Source organism: Tessaracoccus zhenghani (genome assembly GCF_055326325.1).
Map to the genome: position 1 here is coordinate 14144 of NZ_JBUZNQ010000008.1, position 21661 is coordinate 35804.

The 21661-nt window shown below is 68.7% G+C and carries 15 protein-coding genes; 10 read left to right on the plus strand and 5 right to left on the minus strand.

Translation table 11 applies throughout. The annotated features are described in order from the left end of the window. Positions 1-330 precede the first annotated feature (330 nt). From ACZK4S_RS13435 to ACZK4S_RS13450, 4 genes are all read left to right on the plus strand, one after another. Entirely contained in the window at positions 331-657 is a 327-nt protein-coding gene (locus ACZK4S_RS13435; RefSeq protein ID WP_463644609.1) for a hypothetical protein, read from the plus strand. A 95-nt stretch (positions 658-752) separates the two neighbouring features. After that, positions 753-6446 carry a MobF family relaxase gene (gene mobF, locus ACZK4S_RS13440; protein WP_463644610.1) on the plus strand — a complete coding sequence of 1898 codons (5694 nt, stop codon included), beginning with the start codon at positions 753-755 and terminating at the stop codon, positions 6444-6446. Between the two features lie 103 nt (positions 6447-6549). Continuing rightward, the gene (locus ACZK4S_RS13445; protein WP_463644611.1) at positions 6550-6930 is read left to right on the plus strand and encodes a TnpV protein; all 381 of its coding nucleotides are present in this window, start codon (positions 6550-6552) and stop codon (positions 6928-6930) included. 125 nt (positions 6931-7055) lie between these two features. Then, positions 7056-12191 carry a helicase-like domain-containing protein gene (locus tag ACZK4S_RS13450; protein ID WP_463644612.1) on the plus strand — a complete coding sequence of 1712 codons (5136 nt, stop codon included), beginning with the start codon at positions 7056-7058 and terminating at the stop codon, positions 12189-12191. A gap of 57 nt (positions 12192-12248) precedes the next feature. Here ACZK4S_RS13450 and ACZK4S_RS13455 read toward each other — a convergent pair whose 3' ends face one another. Beyond that, positions 12249-13040 (minus strand): coiled-coil domain-containing protein, encoded by a 792-nt coding sequence (locus ACZK4S_RS13455; protein ID WP_463644613.1) that lies wholly within the window; start codon positions 13038-13040, stop codon positions 12249-12251. Positions 13041-13387: 347 nt separating this feature from the next. Between ACZK4S_RS13455 and ACZK4S_RS13460 the strand changes: the two genes are divergently transcribed. The 3 genes from ACZK4S_RS13460 to ACZK4S_RS13470 are packed head-to-tail and all read left to right on the plus strand — an operon-like array spanning position 13388 to position 15311. After that, positions 13388-14017 (plus strand): NAD(P)-dependent oxidoreductase, encoded by a 630-nt coding sequence (locus ACZK4S_RS13460; RefSeq protein WP_463644614.1) that lies wholly within the window; start codon positions 13388-13390, stop codon positions 14015-14017. Further along, positions 14017-14454, plus strand: coding sequence for a MarR family winged helix-turn-helix transcriptional regulator (locus ACZK4S_RS13465; RefSeq protein ID WP_463644615.1), 438 nt, complete (start codon positions 14017-14019; stop codon positions 14452-14454). The genes ACZK4S_RS13460 and ACZK4S_RS13465 overlap by 1 nt, the downstream gene beginning before the upstream one ends. Further along, positions 14451-15311, plus strand: a complete 861-nt coding sequence (locus ACZK4S_RS13470; RefSeq protein ID WP_463644616.1) for an SDR family oxidoreductase — start codon at positions 14451-14453, stop codon at positions 15309-15311. The genes ACZK4S_RS13465 and ACZK4S_RS13470 overlap by 4 nt, the downstream gene beginning before the upstream one ends. Positions 15312-15453: 142 nt before the next feature. Here ACZK4S_RS13470 and ACZK4S_RS13475 read toward each other — a convergent pair whose 3' ends face one another. Both ACZK4S_RS13475 and ACZK4S_RS13480 read right to left on the minus strand, forming a co-directional pair. Then, complete coding sequence (locus ACZK4S_RS13475) at positions 15454-16293, minus strand: nucleotidyl transferase AbiEii/AbiGii toxin family protein (RefSeq protein WP_463644617.1); 840 nt, start codon at positions 16291-16293, stop codon at positions 15454-15456. Further along, positions 16290-16835 (minus strand): hypothetical protein, encoded by a 546-nt coding sequence (locus tag ACZK4S_RS13480; protein ID WP_463613965.1) that lies wholly within the window; start codon positions 16833-16835, stop codon positions 16290-16292. The genes ACZK4S_RS13475 and ACZK4S_RS13480 overlap by 4 nt, the downstream gene beginning before the upstream one ends. A gap of 463 nt (positions 16836-17298) precedes the next feature. Here ACZK4S_RS13480 and ACZK4S_RS13485 point away from each other — a divergent pair, with 463 nt between their 5' ends. Then, on the plus strand, positions 17299-17982 hold the full coding sequence (locus tag ACZK4S_RS13485) for a uridine kinase family protein (RefSeq protein WP_197971685.1): 684 nt from the start codon (positions 17299-17301) through the stop codon (positions 17980-17982). A gap of 78 nt (positions 17983-18060) precedes the next feature. Here the strand turns inward: ACZK4S_RS13485 and ACZK4S_RS13490 are convergent, their stop codons facing one another. Continuing rightward, positions 18061-19350, minus strand: a complete 1290-nt coding sequence (locus ACZK4S_RS13490; protein WP_463644618.1) for a tyrosine-type recombinase/integrase — start codon at positions 19348-19350, stop codon at positions 18061-18063. Continuing rightward, positions 19347-20459, minus strand: coding sequence for a tyrosine-type recombinase/integrase (locus ACZK4S_RS13495; protein ID WP_463644619.1), 1113 nt, complete (start codon positions 20457-20459; stop codon positions 19347-19349). The genes ACZK4S_RS13490 and ACZK4S_RS13495 overlap by 4 nt, the downstream gene beginning before the upstream one ends. Before the next feature lie 110 nt (positions 20460-20569). Between ACZK4S_RS13495 and ACZK4S_RS13500 the strand changes: the two genes are divergently transcribed. After that, positions 20570-21184, plus strand: a complete 615-nt coding sequence (locus ACZK4S_RS13500; RefSeq protein ID WP_463644620.1) for a hypothetical protein — start codon at positions 20570-20572, stop codon at positions 21182-21184. 104 nt (positions 21185-21288) lie between these two features. Then, positions 21289-21531, plus strand: coding sequence for a hypothetical protein (locus tag ACZK4S_RS13505; protein ID WP_463644621.1), 243 nt, complete (start codon positions 21289-21291; stop codon positions 21529-21531). Positions 21532-21661: the final 130 nt, after the last annotated feature.

Consider the following 21661-nt stretch of genomic DNA (forward strand, 5'->3'; position numbering starts at 1 on the left):
AGACGGAAGTCCGCTTCTCTGTCCGACCGCCGCCAGGTACCCCCCCTCCTGAAGTTCCACACACCTCTTGCACCATCGGTCTGTCTGAGCTTTATTCGATCAGATGTCACAACTGGCGGACACTAGCTAGCGAGGACGTCCCCCCATCGACAGCAGGGACATCACCGCTCTTCACACCCCGCGCATCCGACCCAGACCGATGCGGGGACACCGACAGCGTCTCCGGACAAAGGAGTGCGACGCGACACCCACTGGGATACTTCTGCTGTGCCCGACTCACGAGTTCAGATGGTTGATCGCCCTAGCTTTGCTTCAAGGGTGGCGGAGGGCGTGGCCGTCACAATCGTCGTCGGGTTCATCCTCTGGGTCTACGGCGCGGTCACGTCAGCATGGAATTGGGAACGCTGGATGGCCTACTTCGGTCTGGGCACCTGGTGGCACTGGCCGCTACTCGTTGCCGGGTACGGGAACCTCTTCGGGCTGGGCTTTCACGGACTCGGTGAGACTCTCAACCCAAGTGACGCCGATGACTCGTTGGGCTACCGATTCTTCATGGGACTGATGACGTTGCTCGGGTTCCTGGTAGTGCTCTACACCCTGGTGGCACCTGGGTTTGGATGGCCCACGCCCTGGTGGGGAGGACTCGGTACTAGCTGATCCTCCTACAACAGCACCAAGGAACAGTCTGACTCCGGCACATGCAGGTGAGTGGCTCACGCTGTAGCCCCATCGGCTCCGGGTTGATGGTGGGTGTGACGGCTTCTCTGCACAAGCTGACTGCCGGGTCGGGGTATGACTACCTGACCCGGCAGGTTGCTGCGCAGGATTCGACGGAAAAGGGTCACGCGTCGCTGACGAGCTACTACACGGAGAAGGGTGAGGTGCCGGGTCGGTGGGTCGGCACGGGCCTGGAAGCCTTGGAGATGGAGCCGGGTAGTGCGGTGTCGGAGGCGCAGATGCGCGCCTTGTTCGGGGCCGGGTTCCATCCGGATATGGAGGCCCGGCTGGCTGCTCTCCCGGCCGACGCGACGCAGGCGCAGGTCCGGAAGGCGGGCCGCCTGGGGTCGCCGTTCCAGGTGCGCACGGCGGCCACGGTGTTCCAGCAGGAGGTCGCGATCCGGTGCAGTCAGTGGGCCGCAGCGAACGGGCTGGGCAGTGATGGGACGGTGCCGGTGGATGTGCGGGCCGGTATCCGCAACGAACTCGCCACTGCTGGCTTCCAGCAGAGGATGGGGAGGGCGCCGAGCGGGGTGGAGTTGTCGTCGGAGGTGGCGACGTTGACGAGGAACCCGACGATTGCGTGCGCCGGCTATGACGTGACGTTCACCCCGGTGAAGTCCGTCTCGGCGTTGTGGGCGGTGGCGCCGCAGCAGGTGGCGACGCAGATTGAGGAGGCTCACAACGCGGCGGTCGCGGACGCGCTGCGGTATCTGGAGGAGCGGGTCCTGTTCTCCCGGCGGGGGCATGGGGGGGTGCGGCAGGTAGAGGTCACCGGCCTGGTCGCGGCCGCGTTCACGCATCGTGATTCGCGGGCGGGGGATCCGAACCTTCACACCCATGTCGCGATCGCGAACAAGGTCCAGACCTTGGATGGGGCGTGGTTGGCGGTCGACGGCCGACCGTTGCATGCGGGGATGGTGAGCATCTCGGAGGTGTACAACACGGCTCTGGAGGCCCACCTGGTGGCCCGACTAGGGCTACGTTTCGCGGTCGACACTGCGCGTGATCCGGGCAAGCGGGCGGTGCGGGAGATCGTCGGTGTCCCGGCCCGGTTGCGGGAGGCGTGGTCGAGCCGGCGGGCGGCGATCGAGGCCCGCCAGGCGGAGCTGGCAGTCGATTTCCAGCACGCTCATGGTCGGCCGCCGACGCCGGCCGAGGCGATCGCGTTGGCGCAGCAGGCCACGCTGGAGACCCGGCAGGCCAAGCATGAACCCCGCAGCCTCGACGAGCAGCGCACCACCTGGGCGGCCCAAGCAGCTGCCGTGCTCGGCGGCGACGGGGTGGCCCGGATGCTCACCGACGTGACCGCCGCCGGCGGCCAGTCGGGGCCCGCGGCAACGACGGAATGGGTCGACTCTGTGGCCGAGGAGATGGTGGCCCGGATGGGTGTGTCGCGGGCGTCGTGGACGGTGTGGCACCTGCAGGCCGAAGCCTCGCGCCGTGCCCGGGAACGCGCCACGAGCCCGCGTCAGGCGGAGGAGTTGACCGCCGCGCTGCTCGCGGCGGCGACCGCCAGGTGTCTGCCGGTGGCCGGCTGGACCGATCCGGTCAGTGATCCGCAACTCCTGCGCCGCAGTGATGGGCAGTCGGTGTACAGCACCGTCGGGGGCCGCCGGTTCACCTCGACCGCTGTCGTGGAGGCCGAGCAGGTCATCACCGCGGCCGCCGGGTTGACGGATGGGCGGCGGGTCGGGGAGGTCGACGTCACGGTGGCGCTGCTGGCCTCCACCGCCGGCGGGGTGGCGTTGAATGCGGGGCAGATCCAGCTGGTGCGGCGGATGGCGACCAGTGGTCGGCGGGTGCAGGTGGGGTTGGCGGCGGCCGGGTCGGGGAAGACCACAGCGTTGGCGGTGTTGGCCGGCGCGTGGCGGGAAAGCGGCGGCACCGTGCTGGGTCTGGCTCCTTCCGCGGTCGCGGCGGGGGTGCTGGGGGAGCAGGTCGGAGCCTCGGCGACGCTGGCGAAGATCGCCCACGACCTCCACCACAACCCTCGCGCCGTGGAGGCTCTGATCGGTGCGGAGACGTTGTTGATCGTCGACGAGGCCGGGATGGCCGATACCCCCACGCTGGCGACGGTGGTCGGGTTCGCGGTGGGGCGGGGGGCGTCGGTGCGGCTGATCGGTGATGATCAGCAGCTCGCCGCGGTCGGCGCCGGCGGCGTGCTGCGCGACATCACCGAGACCCACGGCGCGGTACAGCTGACCGAGGTGATGCGCTTCGCCGACCCCGCAGAAGCAGCAGCCTCCCTGGCGCTGAGGGAGGGCCGGCTCGAGGCGCTGGGCTTCTACCTCGACCAGGGACGAATCCATGCCGGCTCCGAGGAGACCGTGCTGCGTGACGCCCTCACAGGCTGGCTCCACGACCGTGGAGCAGGGCTCGACAGCGTGATGCTGGCCGGCACCCGAGAAAGCGTCGCCCAACTCAACCGGTGGGCCCGCGACCACCGCCTCACCAACACCCCCGACGACACGCCGCCGGTGGTGGTGGGGTTGTCGGACGGGAACGTGGCCTCGGTCGGGGATGTCATCGTGACCCGGATGAACGACCGCCGTATCCCGATCAGCGCAACGGATTGGGTGAAGAACGGCGACCGGTGGACCGTCACCGGCGTCGACGCCACCGGCACACTCCGAGCCGTCCACCGCAGCACCGGGCTACGGGTCGCCCTCCCGCCGGCGTATGTGGCCGAGCATGTGGAGTTGGGGTACGCGGTGACGGTGCACTGCGCTCAGGGGGTCACGGTCGACACCACCCACACGGTGCTGACCGGGACGGAGGCCAGGCAGCAGTTGTATGTGGCGATGAGCCGCGGCCGCGAATCGAACCAGGCCTATGTGCAGGTCGTCGACGGGGGAGAGGAGAATGCCCCGATCCATCCCGCGACGCTGCGGCCGGTCACCGCCGGCGACGTCCTGGAGCAGGTCCTGGCCAGGGACGGATCCTCACGCTCGGTGACCACCGAAGCCCGCCACGCGACCGATCCGTACACGCGGCTGGGGTTCGCGGCCGCCCGCTACACCGACGCCGTGACCGTGGCCATCGAGCAGCTGCACGCCGACGCCGCCACAGAGCTGGATGAGCAGGCCGACCAGGTGGTGGAGCAGCTGACGTCCTGCCCCGCCTGGCCGACGCTGCGGTCCCACCTCCTGCACGCGGCCGCCGACCGAGCCGCTACGCCGCTGGAGGTGTTGCGGGCGGCGGTCGATGCCCGTGAGCTCGGGACCGCTGCGGATCCGGCGGCGGTGCTGACCTGGCGACTCCCCGACCCCGCGCGAGTGGGGCCGTTGCCGTGGCTCCCCGCCATCCCCGCCACCCTCGCCACGCATCCGCAGTGGGGACCGTACCTGGCCGCCCGCCAGCACCTGGTGGAGACCTTCGCCGGCGAGGTCCGTGACGCTGCGGCCGGGGTGTCGCGGCCGGTGTGGGCACTGCCCGGGCAGACGCTGACGGCATCGAGTGTGGGGGAGGTGGAGGTGTGGCGGGCGGCGTGGCAGGTCGACCGCGCAGACCGGCGCCCCACCGGACCAGTGCAGCTCGGTGCCGCTGCCCACCGCTGGCAACAGCGTCTCCTGGACCGGTTGCGGCCTGCGCATCCGGTGGGGATCTGGACCGATCTGCTGCGCGACGTCCGCGCCGATCTGCCCCGCGACCCCTACGCCACCGTCCTGGCGCACCGCCTCGCCGCCCTCCATCAGGCCGGTGTGCCGGTCACCGAGCACCTCGCCGCAGCGGTCGCCGACGGCCCGCTGCCGGCAGAACAACCCGCGGCCGCGTTGTGGTGGCGACTGGCCCGCCACCTCACCGCCGCCGACGGCCCCACCCTCCCCACCTGGGAATCAGACCTGGCCGACAGGCTCGGATATGAAGCGGCCGCGGAGCTGGAGGCCAGCCCCTGGTGGCCCCACCTGGCCGCAGCACTCACCCACGCCACCGACCACGGACACCACCTCGACAATCTGATCACCCCCGTGACAGACGTGTCGGGGTTCGATGACGCGTGTCAGGCGATGCTGTGGCGCACACACCACCTCACGACCGCGCCCCCGGACGAGCAGGTGGAGCCGCCGCATCCCGATGAGCTGCCGCCTGAGGGGATCGAGGACATCGACTGGTCCACCCGCACCGCCGACCTCGCCGCCGCCGCGAGCTTGCGGGAGCGCACCGATCCGGACTTCACCGAGGTCGAGCTGCGGCAGGGGTTCGCGGCCGCCGACCGCTGGGCCGAGACCCCCCACACCCCGCAACGCCTCGCCCAGGTCACCGAAGCGGCGGCCGCGTTCTTCGAAACCCAACTGCCCAGCTCCTGGAGCCACAGATACTTCTCGCAGCGGTTCGGGCAGGATCTCGCCCGCGACCCCCGGTTCCGGATCGGGCACGCCCCCGCGGGCTGGACCTCCCTGGTCAGTGCACTGCGGAAGCAAGGATTCGACACCGCCGAGCTGCTCGCCGCCGGGGTGGCCACCACCACTCGGCAGGGCACCGTGATCGACCGATTCCGCGACCGCGCCATCCTCCCCATCCACCACGAAGGCGTCATCTTCGGGTTCGTCGGCCGCCGGCACCCCGACAACGGCGACGACCACGGCCCGAAATATTTGAACAGCCCCGCCGGCGCGCTGTTTGCGAAACGAGACGTGCTCTACGGCCACCACCACCTCCATGGCACCGCCACGCCGGTGATCGTGGAGGGCCCGATGGACGCGATCGCGGTCACCCTCGCCGGCCACGGGGCCTTCGTCGGCGTCGCACCGCTGGGGACCGCGCTGACGCCGGAGCAGACGCTCCTGCTGCGCGGCGGGCCGGTACCGCTGATCGCCACCGACGCCGACAACGCCGGCCACGTCGCCGCCGAGAACACGTTCTGGCTCCTCGCCGGGCACCGCTTCGACCCGCGCCGCCTGCTCCTGCCAGCCGGCGGTGACCCGGCGCAGCTACTCGAACAGCACGGCCGCGACGCCCTCCACGATGCTCTGGCCACGGCCACCACACTTCAGGGAGACCTGATGATCCGTGACCGGATCACGTTCCTCACCCCCACTGACGCTGGCCGGCAGGTCGCAGAGATCATCGCCGCCCGCCCCCCAGCCACCTGGCAACAACACCAGGCCCAGGTGCCGGAGGAGCAGACCCGACACCTGGTGACGCAGGTCAACGCCTGGACCACCACCCCGGCCGCGGCCGCCGACCACGCACGCGAACAGACCCGTGCGATGCGCCGCCGCCTCGACCAACCCACCGAGGAACGCTGGCAGCGCTGGGCCGAGAACACGGGTCTGGCTGGGGTGGGGGAGTGGCCGCAGCTCGCCGCCCGGCTCGACGAACTCCACCACGCCGGTGCCGACACCACACTGCTGGCGAGACGCCTGGCGAAGGTACCGGCCGCTGTCGCGGCCGCGACCCTGACGCGCCACGAGCCGGAGGCGGCGGTGGAGATCGACTGGCGGCCGTGGGCCCAGGCCGTGAACCCGGCCCTGCTTCGTGAAGGGTGGGGGAGTGTGCAGGCCGATCTGACCCGGTTGCAGGCCGCCGGCACCGACCTCAACGCCCTGACTCGGAGGCTGGCGGGTCGCGACCCGGAGAAAGTGGTAGCAGGGCTGCGTAACGTGCTGCGCAACCTCGCCAGCCAGAGGCCGACCGACTCGAAGGTGTCGGAGGGGCCCGAGATGATGGCGCTACAAGGATTGTGGAGAGGGGTGGGTCGCGATGATGGTTCACGCGGTGTGTGACCTGAGTTGGGGTTCTTCGAAGGCATGGCGTCTAGAAGTCGATCCCGCTATGACCAGCCCTCGCTTGAGGAGTTGTGGCTCAGCGCAGATGAGGAGTCCGTTGATGAATCAGTACGGCCGGTTCGCGGAGCAGTCGTGGCAGATGCTGGCCCCGGCCAGGTACGCGGCGTTGGAGGATCCCAACCATTTCTTCTCGACGTTGGGGCAGGAGGCCCAGACGCGGGTGGTGTGGCTGGCCGAGCAGATGCAGGGCCCCGACCCGCAGGGCGAAACCTATTGGGAGAAGGTGGGGCGGCTCAACGCGATCCGGATGCAGGCCGAGGAGATCGTCCGGGCCGAGATGCTGACCCCGGAACCGGAGACCACAGAGGAGGAGGACGACGAGAACGCGGGCTTCGACCCGCAGACGTCCTCGATCCTGCAGCTGCTGATGGAGGCACACCACGCGATCCACGACAAGACGGGCCTGATCGAGGACCAGTAACCCCCACCCCACCCGCGTCAGCAGGTGCGGCCGCGGACGACGCTGGGCCGGCAGCAGGGCCGGTGGCGGTCTCGGTGGTGGGGTTTCGGGTTGGGGGGCAGGACAGTTTGGCGCCGTCGGGGGCGGTGGCCCGGTTCGATGCCAACGTGGCCGCGATCCGCGTTCTTCACCGGGTGCAGGCCGAGGGCCGCCCTGCGACGGTGGGGGAGCAGGAGGTGTTGGCCCGGTGGGGGTCGTGGGGGGCGCAGGGCTTGTCGCAGATCTTCGACGAGTCCCGACCGGATCATGCGGAGCGGCGCCGCGTGTTGCGGGAGCTGCTGGACCCGGCCGCCTACGATGCGGCGCGCCGCACCACGATCAACGCCCACTACACGCATGTGGAGTATGCCCGCGCGATCTGGGACACGCTGACGGAACTCGGCGCCCCCACCGGGGGGCGGGTGTTGGAGCCGGGCTGCGGGGCGGGGGTGTTCATCGGGACCGCCCCGGAGGCGGTGTCCATGATGGGCGTCGAGCTCGACCCGACCACCGCCGCCATCGCCGCCCTGCTGTATCCAGCGGCGCTGATCCGTGCCGAATCGTTTGCCGAGACCCGCCTACCGGGCGGGTACTTCGACGCCGTGGTCGGCAACGTGCCCTTCGCTGATGTCCGGCTCCATGACCCGCTGCACAACCCGCACCACTACGTGATGCACAACCACTTCCTGTCCAAATCGGTGCAGCTGACCCGCCCCGGCGGGCTGGTCGCGGTGCTGACCAGCCACTACACCCTCGACTCGCGTGACCCGGCCCATCGCCGCGACCTGCACCACCTCGCCGACCTGGTCGGCGTCATCCGGCTCCCCACCGGCGCCCACACCGCGGCCGCCGGCACCGAGGCCGTCACCGACCTCCTGATCCTCCGCCGCCGCGTCGAAGGGGAGGCTCCGGGGGAGGATGACTGGATCTTCACCGACCCGGTCACCCTCCCCGGACCCCACGGCACCGAGGAAACCCTCCACATCAACCGTCGCCTGACCGCCAACCCGTCGCTGGTGCTCGGCCAGCCGAAGTGCCGGGTCGGGATGCACGGCGTCGCCGGCCTCCACATCACCCCCACCCCCGGCATCGACACCAGCGAGGCCCTCCGGGCGGCCCTGGCGGGGATCACCCAGCAGGCCCGGGAGAGGGGCTGGACGTTCACCCCCTCCACCGGCGACTCGCCTGTGCTGGTGGGGGTGGGGGTGGCTGAGCGGGATGGGCATCTGACCGCGCACCCTGATGGCCGGTTCACCGTGGTCTCCGAGGGCGTGAACGTGGCGGTGGAGGTCCCGGCCAGGCAACACGTGGAGGTGCGGGCCCTGCTCGAGCTGCGGGACCAGGCCCGGACCGTGATCGCGGCGGAGACCACCGCCGCCGATGGTGATCCCGGGTTGGAGGAGGACCGGCGACGGCTGCTGCGCTCATGGGAACGCTACGTCGAGACGTTCGGGCCGATCAACCGGTTCACGTTGACGCAGCCGAAAGACCCGACCCGCAGACCGGCGCGGTTGATACCGGCGGCGGTGCGGCTGGTGACCCGCCTCGACCCCTACGGTCCGCTGGTCGCGGCCCTGGAACGCTTCGACGATGACACCGGCCTGGCTCTGCCCGCCGGGTTGCTGACCGCCCGGCAGATCGTGCCCCGGGAACCCGTCACCTCGGCCGAGACACCCTCGGATGCGGTCAGTGTCAGCCTGGACACCCTCGGCCGCGTCGACCTGCCCACCATCGCCGCCCTGCTGGGCTGCGACCAGACCCAGGCACGACACCGGATTGATGATCTGGTGTTCGACACCCCCACCCCCGAAGGCGACAGCAGCGGGGTGGTGCTGCGGGCCGAGTACCTCTCCGGCAACGTCCGCGACAAACTCGACCTCGCCCGCCAGGCGGCCACCGTCGATCCCCGCTGGCAGCACAACGTGACCGCGCTACGGGCCGTGCTGCCCCCCGACCTGGGCCCAGGAGACATCACCGCCGCGCTGGGGGCGGTGTGGATCCCGGCCGAGGATCACACCTTGTTCATGCGAGAAGTCCTGCAGGATCGGCAGGCAAAGGTGACTCATATTCATGGCTCCGAGTGGGTGGTCGAGGGCAACAAGTGGTCGATGTCGGCCACCCACGATTGGGGGACCCGCCGGCTCACCGCCCCCGAACTGATCCAACGCCTGCTGACCCAGACGCAGATCCTGGTCAAGGACACCCACACCGACCGTGACGGCCGCAAGATCGACACGTTGAACGCCACCGAGACCGAGGCCGCGCAGGAGAAAGCCCGCCTGCTCGCGCAGCGGTTCGCCGGGTGGGTGTGGGAGGACCCCGAGCGTGGCGCGCGGCTGCAGGCCGAGTACAACCGCCGGTTCAACTCCATCGTGCTGCGCGACTACAGCGCCGAAGGCCAACAGCTCACGTTCCCCGGTTTGGTGAACTCGTTCACCCCGCGGCCGCATCAAAGGGCGGCGGTCGCGCGGATGCTCAACGAGCCATCCGTGGGCCTGTTCCACGTCGTCGGAGCCGGGAAGACCGCGGAGATGATCATCGGCGCCACCGAACTGAAACGCCTCCAGATGATCCGCAAACCCGCGATCGTGGTGCCCAACAACCTGCTGGCGCAGTTCACCCGCGACTGGATGCAGCTCTACCCCCACGCCACCGTCCTGGCCGCCGGCGCCGATGACGTCACCGCCGACAAACGCCGCGCGTTCGTCGCCCGCGTCGCCGCCAACGACTGGGACGCGGTCATCCTCACCCGCACCGCCTTCCAAGCCATCTCCCTGGACCCGCGCCGCGAACTGGACTACCTCACCGACCAGACCCGCGACATCCGTGCCGCCCTGACCCGGCTCGCTGACGCCGGCGGCCGCGCCGAATCCCGCGTCAAAGCCATCGAGAAGCAGATCCTGCGCGCCGAAGAGAAACTCAAAGCCAAACTCGACCAGCCCCGCGACCCCGGGATCAGCTTCGAAGAAACCGGCATCGACTACCTGGTCATCGACGAACTCCACGACTACAAGAACCTGCGCGTCGCCTCGAACATCCCCGGCGCCTCCATCGACGGCTCACAACGGTCCCAGGACCTCGACGCGAAACTGTGGTTCCTGCGGGCACGCTACGGGCATCGCGTGATCACCGGCGCCACCGCCACCCCGATCGCGAACTCCGTCACCGAGATGTACGTCATGCAGCACTACCTCGCCCCCCACCTCCTCACCCAGGCCGGGATCAACGACTTCGACTCCTGGGCCGCGACCTTCGGGGAAGTGGTCACCGGCTTCGAAACCAACATCACCGGCGACAAGTTCCAACTCCGCGCCAGATTCGCCCGCTTCACCAACGTTCCCGAACTCCTCACCATGTTCCACTCCTTCGGCGACGTGAAAACCGCCGCCGACCTCAACCTGCCCGTCCCCACCATCACCCCCCGCCACGACGGCACCCCCCTCCCGCAACTCCTCACCGTCACGAAATCCGCCGCGTTGGCCGGCTACATCGACGAGCTGGCCGACCGCGTCGACCTGATCGCCGGCCGACAGGTCGACCCCCGCGACGACAACATGCTCAAAATCGGCAACGACGGCCGTCTCGCCGCCCTCGACATGCGCCTGGTCACCGACCCCGACCAGCACCCCCTCCTCCACGAACCCGGCAAAGTCGACATCGCCGCCGCCGAACTCACCCGCATCTGGCACACCACCAAAGACCAGGTGTATCTGGATCCGGCCACCGGCCAGCCGTCGCCGATCCTGGGCGGGTTGCAGATCGTGTTTTGTGACCTGTCGACCCCCAGCGACCAGTGGAACATCTACCACGAGCTCCGCGACCAGCTCCACGCCAACGGGCTCCCACCCGGATCGGTGCGGTTCATCCACGACGCGACCACCGACCAGGCCAAAGCCCGCCTGTTCGCCGACGCCCGTGCCGGGAAGATCGCCGTGCTGATCGGCTCCACCGCGAAAATGGGCACCGGCACCAACGTCCAAGACCGCGCCCTCCACGTCATGCACCTCGACGCCCCCTGGCGACCCGCCGACGTCACCCAACGCGAAGGCCGCGCCATCCGCCAAGGCAACCAGAACACCACCGTCCAAATCAGCCAGGTCATCACCGAAGGCTCCTTCGACACCTACATGTGGCAAACCCTCGAACGGAAAGGCCGGTTCATCGACCAAATCATGCGCGGCACCCTGGGCGGCGCCCGCGACATCGAAGACGTCTCCGAAGCCACCCTCAGCTTCGCCGAATTCAAAGCCATCGCCTCCGGTAACCCCCTCCTCCTCCACCACGCCCAAGCCCAACACGACCTGGCCCGCCTCACCCGCCTCGCCGAAGCCCACAAGCACACCCAGATCGCGCTCAGACACACCATCAGCAGCAGCCACCACACCATCGAGCACCTCACCAGCCGGCTCCCCGAACTCCACGCCGCCGCCGCACTCAGCGTGCCGACAGCCGGTGACGCGTTCCACATCACCATCCACGGTCAGCGCTACACCAAACGCGGCGACGCCGCCGACGAGCTGCACGCCATGTTCGCCCAGCTGAACCTCCGCCCCGACCAGCACCTCGACCTCGGCCCTGTCGCCGAGCTCGGCGGCCACCTGATCCAGATGACCGCACTCGGCAACGGCAACATCGCCTTCACCCTCACCGCCGCCGGCGACACCCCCGCCGTCACGATCCCGCACGCGGACCTCGGCAACCCGCAGAAAGGCACCCTCACCAAACTCGAGAACCTGATCAGCCGAGCCCTCCCCGCCCTCATCGCCGGCCACGAAGAATCCCTAGCCGAACACCACACCCGCCACGCGCACGCCACCGCCCTCCACGGGCAACCCTTCCCCCACCAAGACGACCTCGACACCGCCCGACAGCGCTACACCACCATCAACGAACAACTCACCCACCAAACCCCCCTCACCAGCCCCAACACCCCCAACGACGCCGCCGACCAGGAACGGTTCGACACCTGGGCACACGCCACCAACCCCGCCCTCCTCACCGACCCCGACCGCGACACCACCCGCATCCACCTGAACAGACTCGCCCACCTCGGCGCCGACCTCGACCACCTCTCCACACGCCTCAAAGGCCTCCGCCCCGAGGCCATCCACCGCGCCCTCGAAACCAACCTCCGACAACGAACCACACCCCCCACAGGCAGCAGCACCCCGAGCAACAGCAGTTCCCAGCATCCGATGGGTCACACCCGGTCGACGGCGCCCCGGCACACGCCACCCAGATAGAGTCCAAGCGGGACCTCGGCCTTCGGGGAGATCCCGGGTCACTCGACCCAGGAGGGGTCAGGTGCGGCGTTTGGGCGCCGGGCCCAGCGCCTCGGCGCGGATGGCCCGCTCCTGGTAGACGTGCAGCTCCTCGCGTGCCTGGGTGATCTCGGCCTGTCGTTGGTGGAGTTGGGCGTCGAAGGCCGCCTGCAGGTCCGCCACCCGCTGGTCAGCATGGACACGTTCGCGTTGCGTCTCTGCGCGGGCCGCGTCACGCTCGGCCGTGAGGACCGCGGCAGCACCCTGGAGCTCCCCGACCTTCACGCGTAGGGCTTCGGTGTCGGCAACGGCCGCCTCGGCGCGGGACTGGGCTGCGGCAAGAGCGTGCTGCGTCTCCTCGCCGCGGGCCTGGGCCTCGTCGCGCTGCGTGATCGCGTCGGCGAGCTCGGATCGGGCCACGGCCAAGTCGTCGCGCAGCTGCGTCTGCACCTCATCGGCGTGGGCCTGCGCCTCGGCCATGACCTGCTGCACGGCGGCGAGCTCCGCGGCGAGCGATTCCCGTGCCTGCGTCGAGTCGTGCAGGTCTTGGCGGGCCTGGGCGAGGGCCGCTGTCAGTTCCTCGACGGCCGCGGTGGCCTCCGTGGCGGCGGCGTCCGCCTCAGCCTTCTCGGCCTCCGCGCGACGCTGACCCTGCTCGGCCCGGGTCGCGCGCGCGTTGGCTGTGGCCACCTGCTCGGCCGCCTCACTCGACACCGCCTCGAGTTGCGCCTCTACCGCTTCCGGGTCACCGACGGTGCGCAGCTCCTCCACCAGAACAGTGAGCTGCTGACCGAGATGCTCGATCATCCCGGTGACCTGACCGGTGATCATGCTCGCCCGCTGCCGCGCCGCGTCCACCGGAAACGCCTCCACCGGGCGAGGCCCCTCGGCCAGCTTCTGCCGAGCCCGCCACGCAGCCGCCCGAGTGTGCTGCGGATCATCGCAGTACTCCGACGGACGCCCCACACCCTCCGAAGACGACACCGCCGGCCGCTCACACCCCGGGAACCGACACATCCGCTGCACAGCCTCAATCGTCATAACGTCACCATACCATGACGATACGTAACGCAACGGACGTAACGAAACGAAATCTGCTCTGCCCGGACCGCTCCGGCGTTGCGGACCGCCGGCACCCTCGACGCGCACGCTTTGCTTTAGCGTCTAAAGTGTGTGGTGTGAGTGTTGTTGCGTTGTTCGGTGCCACCGGTGGCACGGGTCGTCGGGTGTTGACCAGGCTGGTGGCTGCCGGTCACCAGGTGCGGGTGTTGGTGCGGGACCCTGCCAAACTGCCCCCGGTCGACGGGGTTGTGGTGGTGGTCGGTGACGTCCTCGACTCGGCCGCGGTGGGGGAGACGGTCGCCGGGTCGCAGGCCGTGATCAGTGTGTTCGGGCAGGTGAAGGGTTCCCCGCCCACGTTGCAGACCGACGGGACCAGGCTGATCGTCGAGGCGATGCACCGTCACGGGGTGTCGCGGTTGATCACCTTGTCCGGCGGTGGGCTCCGCGCTGAGCAGGACCGCCCCCGATTGCCCGATCGGATCATCCGTGGGCTGCTGCGGCTGCTGGCCGGGCATGTGCTGGCCGACGCCGAGGGCCACCTCACGGTGCTGCAGGGCTCCGGGTTGGATTGGACGGTGGTGCGGGGACCGCGTCTGACCGACGACCCCGGCCTGGGCCGGTGCCGGGTCGGGTGGGTCGGGGTGGGTGCCAGCACCAGAATCTCGCGGGATGACCTGGCCGACTTCATCGTCACCCAACTCGTCGATCAGCGGTTCATCCGGCGGATGCCGTTCGTGAGCCACTGATGAGCGGCCGGGACACGCTGATCGGTGGCGCGATCGAGGCGATCGTGATGTGGAGCAGGGTCATGGACGCGCATCGGATGATCCCCTTCGGGGAACTGAACCTGAGCCGGGCCCAGCTGGAGGTGCTGTTCCACATCGCCCACAGCCCGTCCCCGGCCACCCCCGGAGCGATCGCTGCCCGGCTCGGGGTCACCGCAGGGGCCGTCACCCAGCTCGTCGCCGGACTCGTCGAGTTGGGCCTGGTCCGGCAGGACCGCGACACCGCCGATGGCCGCCGCCGGCTCCTGATTCTGGAACCCACCGCCCAGCAGCAGGTGGCAGGGTTCGAGCAGGCGATCATCGATGCGTTGTCTCCTCGGTTCGATGGCCTCAGCGATGCAGAGCTCGCGACCCTGACCGGGCTGCTGGCCCGCACCACCAGCGAGGCCACCCGATGAGCACGGTGTTCGTCACCGGCGCCACCGGCACCGTCGGAGCCGCCGTCGCCGCGCTGCTGGTAGCCAAGGGAGAGCGGGTGATCGCCGGGGTCCGCTCCGGCCACGCCGCGCGCCGGCTCCCCGATGGGGTGGAGGCGCGTCTGTTCGACTTCGCATCTCCACCCGAGCAGCTGCGGCGCGTGATGGGTGGCGCGGACCGGCTGTTCCTGATGCGGCCCCCGCAGATCGCCGACGTGGCCCGGTTCCTGATCCCGGTCATCGATGCTGCGGAGGATCTGGGGATGCGGCAGGTGGTGTTCCTGTCCCTGCAAGGGGTCCAGTTCAACCGCGCCACCCCCCACCACCAGGTCGAGGCCTACCTGCGGGCGACCCGGGCCCCGTACACGATGCTGCGGCCCAACTTCTTTATGCAGAACCTGTCGGGCACCTACGCCGACGACATCGCCCGCCACAGCGAGATCCGGGTCCCGGCCGGCAGATCCCGCACCGCGTTCATCGACGCCCGCGACATCGGCTCTGTCGCCGCGAGGGTGCTCACCGAACCCGGACACGACCGCAAGGCCTACACACTGTCCGGGGAACAGTCCCTCAGCTACACCGATGTGGCCCAGATCATGAGTCGTGTCCTGGGCCGGCCCATCACCTACACCCGCCCCACCGAGCACGAGTACCTCGCCCAGCTGGCCGCCGACGGCCGGCCAGCCGACTACGTCGCGGTCCAGAAGATGATCTACCGCGTGGTGCGGCTCAACGCCTCCGCCGCCCCGAACAGGAGCATCAGGCGACTCACCGGCACTACAGCCACCCGCTTCGGCCGGTTCGTCAACGACCACCGCGACCTCTGGCAACCCGTCTAGGCCGTAGAAACAGCAAGACCCCCTGATCCACGGGAGTGGGGGAGTCTGCACCACCAAACATAGATGATCCAGAGCCTGGAACTCCAGCGAGCCCACCCGGCCAGCGACGCCCCGCTCACCGTTTCGCGGGCGGGGGCACTGATCACGTGTCGCGTTGGTGTGCCTCGGTGATGCGTGTGATGAAGTCGTTGACCCACCCCACGGCTTCCTCGGCGGTGGCCAGAACATCGAGCCCCTCTGCGGCCGCGACGTACAGGTCGCCCCACCCGTCACCCACGGTCAGGGTCGGGGGCCACTGCTGCTGCTGTCGGTAGACGAACAGCCGCTGACACGTCGAAGCAACCTCGCTCAAGTCGAGCTCCTCTCCGGCATCCAACAGCTGGAGATCGACCAGGTCGCGGGCCCGGTCGCTGCCCGGGGAGGAGACTGCATGCAGCTTCTGGGCGACCTGATGGTCGGCGCGCATCACCGGGACCGGGCGGGGAACCGGCAGTCCGACCTCAGCGAACAGCACGACCAGATCGTCGGCGAGCCTGTACTCGGGCTCGTCACTGTCGCCGATCTCGTTGTGGCCCAGTTCGAACCTCGCTGTGCACCAGGACTGTCCCCGGTAGGCGAGCCTCACATCGAAGGGCTGCATCACATACCCCGCCGGCACCCCGACAGGACTCGGTGCGGCACGCTCAACCAGACGCCCCGTGAAGCCAGCCCACCCTGCAGCCAGTGACTCCTCGAAGTCGGCGCGGAACTGATCCAGCGACGCGACCCTGGCGGCGTCCAGGTCGCGGGTGAACCGAGAGGCCCGACCGAACCGCAGTGCCATCGCACTGCCGCCCTTGATCGCACCCTCAGGGAGCATCTGGCCCACCACCACCAGCGACATCGTGACACGACGCCGCTGGACCGCCGCCTCAGCTCCCTGCAGGTTCCGCAGCCGCTGATCCAGCGACTGCCTGTTGCGTGGCGGGGTCGTCCACCTCACGAGGTCAACCCCTCCCGGACACGGGTCCACTCGGCGGTCGTCAACAGCCCTTCCGCGCGCGCCTGCTCGGCTGCTGCCAGGAGCCGGCCCGGTTCGATCCTCCCGCGGCAAGCGAGGATCGCAGCAGCGACGCTCTGCGACGCGATCCCTTCATACCAAGTCGTCGGCTCACCCTCCGCCACCCTGACGACGCGCATGAACGGCGGGAACTTGGTCCGGGTGCGTTTGGTGACCGCGACCATCACGTGTGTGGGGTTCACGTCCGCGAGCCCGCCTTGAAGGGCCAGCACCGACTCGCCCCACAGAAAGGCGTCCTCGCCGGCTCGCAGCACCGCCTCCGCGTACTGGTCCAGGTCACCTGGGGGCATGTCGGTCACCCGATACAGCCCATAGGACACCGATTCGAGTCCGCTGTGTTCGGCCAGCTTCGGCAACTCACCCGGCGGAACGCCAGCCTCTGCGGCTTGCCGTGTCGTGACGAAGCCATGATTACCGAACGCGATGTCACGCACCACATCCCTGTACCTCACATCACGCGTCACGCCACAACCATACCTTTTTAGGTAGAGTTCCGCCACGCACTCGCGGTCCTGACGATCGTGCGCACGCCGACGCGCTCCGTGCCCCTCACAGCGGTGTGGGCCAGAACCGCCGCCCGCAAAGTGACCGAACCCGGGCACACCACCCTCTGAACCATCGGCATAGGAACACGGGTGGCAGAATCACACATGCGGGCCCCCACCCCGCCCTCGCGTGCCAGACCGAAGGTGACCAGCACCACTGTCGGCTCACCGTCGGGACCCACACCACGAACGGCCACATGACGACCCGCCAGATCAGAGACTCGACCATCGAGCGCTACCGAGGGCCAAGACATGCCGCCATGCTAAACGCCACGCGCCAAGCCTTCGATCCGGGCCCGCACTCAGCATGTTCCCCAGGCAAACCAGCCACCCCATGCGCGGCATGAGCGAGCATGGCTGCTGTCGGCAGCAGAATGGGGTCATGACCATGACCTTGCTCGAGGGTGAACCCGCTGCGGGGCCTTGGCGGGCCCTCGACACTGCCGAGCTGGTCAATCACGTTTTACAGGTGGCCGGGCAGCCGCTGGGTCGGCCGCAGATCGTTGCCGTGGACGGCAGGGGAGCCTCAGGTAAGTCGACGCTGGCTGCTGAGCTGAAGCGGGCCGTCGCCCGTTCTGCGGTCGTCCACACGGATGACCTGGCCTGGCATGAGCCGTTCTTCGCCTGGGGGCATCTGCTGCGCGACGAGATCCTGGTGACACTGCACCGTGGGGAGGGTGTGCGGTTTCAGCCGCCGGCGTGGGGGCTGCATGGACGCGAAGGCGTGATCGAGGTTGCCGCGGAGGCGGACTTGGTCGTCATCGAGGGCGTCGGCGCAAGCCAACGCGAGTTCGAGCACTTCGTTGATGCCTCGATCTGGGTGCAGTCGGACTTTCAGGAGGCCGAGCGGCGGGGGATCGCTCGCGACATGGCCGAGGGTGTGAACGGTGATCGCGAGCAGACGATCGCGTTCTGGCACGAGTGGATGGCACATGAAGTGCGGTTTCTTGCCGAGCAACGTCCGTGGGAGCGGGCCTGCCTGGTGGTTGCCGGTTCCCCAACCATCGACCTCGATGAGGGGCAGTTCGCCGTAGCGCCTGCACCTTCGAACAACCCGTGGCTCTGATGGTAGGTGCCCCCGCATCTGCCAACGCGACAGTAGCGTGCGGCCACGCTCAGTGCGGCATTATGTGGGTATCGGTTGTCAAGAGGCTTCGTGGGTGTCGAGGTCGGTGAGCAGGTTGTCGTAGATCTCGGCGCGGCGGATCTGGCCTTTGGCGCAGGCGTCGTCGCGTTGGGCGAGCAGGGTGGGGCGGAACTCGATGGTGGTCTGGAAGAAGGTGCAGGACTCGCAGATCGTCTCGTAGACGCAGTCCATGATCTGGGGCCTGACGCAGTAGCCGTTGCCGAGCATGCGGGAGTGTTCGCGGTTCAGGCGGGCCATGTTGGGCCCGAGGTCGTCGGCGGGAAGCGTGGCGGGACGGGCGTAGAGCGCGTCGACCTTCTCCGCGACGGTGAAGTACTCCTCGGCGACGGTCCGGTTGGCGATCTTGGCGTAGACGAGGGTCATGTCCATCGATTTGTGGCCGAGCATCGCGGCGATCGCTTCGAGCGACATGCCGCGGTTGATGGCCTGGGTGGCGAGGGTGTGCCGCAGCTGGTGGGGGTGGATGTGGCCGAGTCCGGCGGCGGCGCCGGCCTTGTTGATGAAGCGGGTGACCGTGTGCCGGTCGATGCTTTTGCCGTTCTCCCTGGGCAGCAGCAGTCGGTGGCCGTCGGGGACGTGGGCCGCGCGGTAGTTGGCGACCAACTCGACCAACCGCGGATGTAGGGGCAGGTAGCGGTCCTCGTGGAGCTTGCCGACCGGGACGTGGAGCCAGTGCGTGTCTCCGATCAGGACGACGGCGTCGGCGGCGAGCGCGGTGAATTCGCCGACTCGTAGGCCGGTGCGCAGCAGGAACTCGACGGTGAGGCCGACGAGTTGTCGCTTGTCGGCCTGGGCGGCGGTGAGCAGCCGTGCCGCGGTCTGGTCGTCGAGCGCTTTCGGGAGTGCATGGTGCTGTTTCGGGACGTCGCCGGGGAACATCGGCACCCGCATCGGGGCGTCGTCCCATCCCCATTCATCGATGCGCAGGAAGAACATCCGCAAGGTACCAAGGCGGTGGGCGATCGTGGCCGCGGTCAGGAGAGCGCCGTCGCGGCCGGGCCGTGCGGCCAGCCAGGGCTTGAAGCCTTCGATGTGGGCCCGTCCCACCTGGCTGACGCTACTCACCGGCGGGTTGGCGGTGAGTAAGAAGGTGGCGAAGCAGCGCAGACACTGATCAGCACCCGAGACGCTGCCCGGACGCAGCACGACAGCGATCTGCTGCAGGTAGGACCGCATCGTCGCCGCGACCGTCGGCAAGTCGATGGCGATCTGCGCCCAGGTCGCCATCGGCGCTCCGCCGCGTTGATACTGGTCCGGGGAAAACCGGGTCGGCAGTGTCGTGCTCATCGCAGCCTCCTGAACCCCGGGATGCGCACCCGCTGCTCAGCGTCGACGACTACGCGTGGTGGGGGTGGGCCGGCGGCGTAGATCTGGGCATCGATCACCTCGGCGGCGCGTCGATACTGGGAGGCAAGCCAGTCGTCGGCCAGGTGCAGGTAGATCCTGGTGGACTCGATCGAGGCATGCCCGGCCTGGGCCTGGACCGCTTCCAACGCCATCCCCGCCTCCCGCAGCCGAGTCAAACAGGTGTGTCGCAGCTCGTGACACGACCCGTGCGTCAACCCGGCCCGTTCCCGCGCCGAGGCCAGCACCTGATCCAGACCCGCCGCCGACAACGGACGCCCGCGATGCGGACGTTTGAGCACCAGGAAGACGTGATCGGTGTCGGCTTCCGGAGGGCGTTCGGTGTCCAGATAGGCGCCCAGATGGTCGAAGAACCGGGGCGAGACCGGGACGAGGCGTTGGTGGCCGCCCTTGCCGTCGTCGATGAACAACTGTCGCTCGCCGATGCGGACATCCTCCAACCGCAGCCCGAGGACCTCGCAGCGCCGCAGGCCGCCCAGCAACATGGCCGCGACCATGGCCCGGTCACGGTGGCTGCGCAGCGCGCTGGTCAACGCGTCAACTTCGGCGGGCGAGAGGATCCGTGGCAGCGTCCGAGGAGCCCGAACCAGCGGAACACCTTGCGACGGCCGGGACTTCTCTCGTCGGGTCGGCAGCCCGCGAGGGACCGGATTGGCAGTCACGTCGCCGCGCGCGGCCAGGAAGCCATACAACCCGCCGATCGTGGAGAGGCGGCGACGGATCGTCCGTAACGACACCCCCGCCCGCCCCGCAGACGCGATGACCGGCAGCAGGTGCGGCTCGGGCACGCTCGGCAGACCCGCGCGTTGGGCAGTGATGAAGCCCAGCACGTCGACCGGACGCACTGCGTCGACCGGTTTACCCACCACGGCGAAGAAGACCTTCAGATCAAACCACGTCGCCAACACCGTGTTCGGACGCGAACGCGCCGACACGAAATCCAGATAGGCATCCAACAGCGGATCACCCAGCGGATCAAGCCCCGGGTCCCGTGACCCAGTCGCATTCCGATACGGCACAGCAGCACTCATCGGCTCCTCCTCGAGCAAATCGACGAGACCAACATTGCCGCGCCGGTGACCCGAAAGGATCACCTACATATCAAGCATGAGCGAGCGTGAGTCGTGCCAGAGTTGGGCGCATGGACGAGTGGGAGCATCTGCGGCATCAGCTGAATTCAGCAGGGGTAAGAGGCGCTGAAGACCTGGGGAGATTCGTCAACAACCCGCAGTTGTTTGGTGAGTCTCGGTTCGACGAACGGACCGCCATGCCCGTACTGATCCAAGCCTTGCCCTCGCTCACGGATCCCAAACTCGTCGGGGCTGTCGCGGGACACCTGCGGCGGCCGTGGGCACGGCCCGCGGCATTCCAGGCCATACTGCTCGCGTTCGAGAAGTGGGCAGAGCGGGACGATACCACTGGATGGCACTTGGGTGATGCCCTTGGGACGACCGCGACAGCGGCCCAGGTCGGAGCTCTGGTACTGGTTGCCCAGAACAGCAGCTACGGTCAGGCACGTCAGATGGTGGTCCACGCGCTGGGCCGGTTCAAGAAGGATCCCACGGTGGCGCCGGCCCTCCTGGGGCTCATCGAGGACCCCGATGTTTCGCTGCACGCCATGCAGGCTCTGCGTCGTGTCCTTGGTCCACGGGAGGTCCTTCATCACCTCGATCGGGTCGAGCGCGAGCACCGCGGTACGTCGATGAGTGACCAAGCGGCAAGAGAGGCGAAGAAGATCCGCAACTCCACACCATGAACCGCTCGCTATACCTCGGAATTCCGGCATCGGAGTGCGGCAGATCCGAGTGACTGGGGAGCAAGCAGGTAGCCGTCGGACTTCGCGTCCGGCAGGCTGTGTCTATGCTCGTGAGCTACGTTGATCCCCGGGACCAGACATGGGAGGTGACCCATCCCCGCTATCGCCTCTACTTCCATGATGCCCACGGTGCGGCAGAGGAGCTCGAGATCACTGGAGCCGACGTCTCCGAGATTCTCGAGTGGGCAGAGACCGAGCGACGCGGAAGAACCTACGTGCTCTACGTCTGCGCCCCTCCCAACGGTCTGGGCCTGGTCCGACTCCAAGGCAGCGATCCCAACGAGTAATAGAAAGCCCTGGTCGCGGCAATTGAGGGCGGTCGTGCTCGGGGCAACCGAAGCCGAAGGCTACCCTCGCACACCGCGGCAAAGTCGGATGTTCCCGTCGTTGATGCCGAGTGCGGGTTGCGTCGGTTGT

What these genes read in the sequence shown, in the direction of transcription:
- ACZK4S_RS13485 (WP_197971685.1), top strand. Translation starts at nt 17,299, where the DNA reads ATGACCATGACCTTGCTCGAGGGTGAACCCGCTGCGGGGCCTTGGCGG.
- ACZK4S_RS13495 (WP_463644619.1), bottom strand. Translation starts at nt 20,459, where the DNA reads ATGAGTGCTGCTGTGCCGTATCGGAATGCGACTGGGTCACGGGACCCG.
- ACZK4S_RS13445 (WP_463644611.1), top strand. Translation starts at nt 6,550, where the DNA reads ATGAATCAGTACGGCCGGTTCGCGGAGCAGTCGTGGCAGATGCTGGCC.
- ACZK4S_RS13455 (WP_463644613.1), bottom strand. Translation starts at nt 13,040, where the DNA reads ATGATCACCGGTCAGGTCACCGGGATGATCGAGCATCTCGGTCAGCAG.
- ACZK4S_RS13500 (WP_463644620.1), top strand. Translation starts at nt 20,570, where the DNA reads ATGGACGAGTGGGAGCATCTGCGGCATCAGCTGAATTCAGCAGGGGTA.
- ACZK4S_RS13470 (WP_463644616.1), top strand. Translation starts at nt 14,451, where the DNA reads ATGAGCACGGTGTTCGTCACCGGCGCCACCGGCACCGTCGGAGCCGCC.
- ACZK4S_RS13465 (WP_463644615.1), top strand. Translation starts at nt 14,017, where the DNA reads ATGAGCGGCCGGGACACGCTGATCGGTGGCGCGATCGAGGCGATCGTG.
- ACZK4S_RS13505 (WP_463644621.1), top strand. Translation starts at nt 21,289, where the DNA reads ATGCTCGTGAGCTACGTTGATCCCCGGGACCAGACATGGGAGGTGACC.
- ACZK4S_RS13490 (WP_463644618.1), bottom strand. Translation starts at nt 19,350, where the DNA reads ATGAGCACGACACTGCCGACCCGGTTTTCCCCGGACCAGTATCAACGC.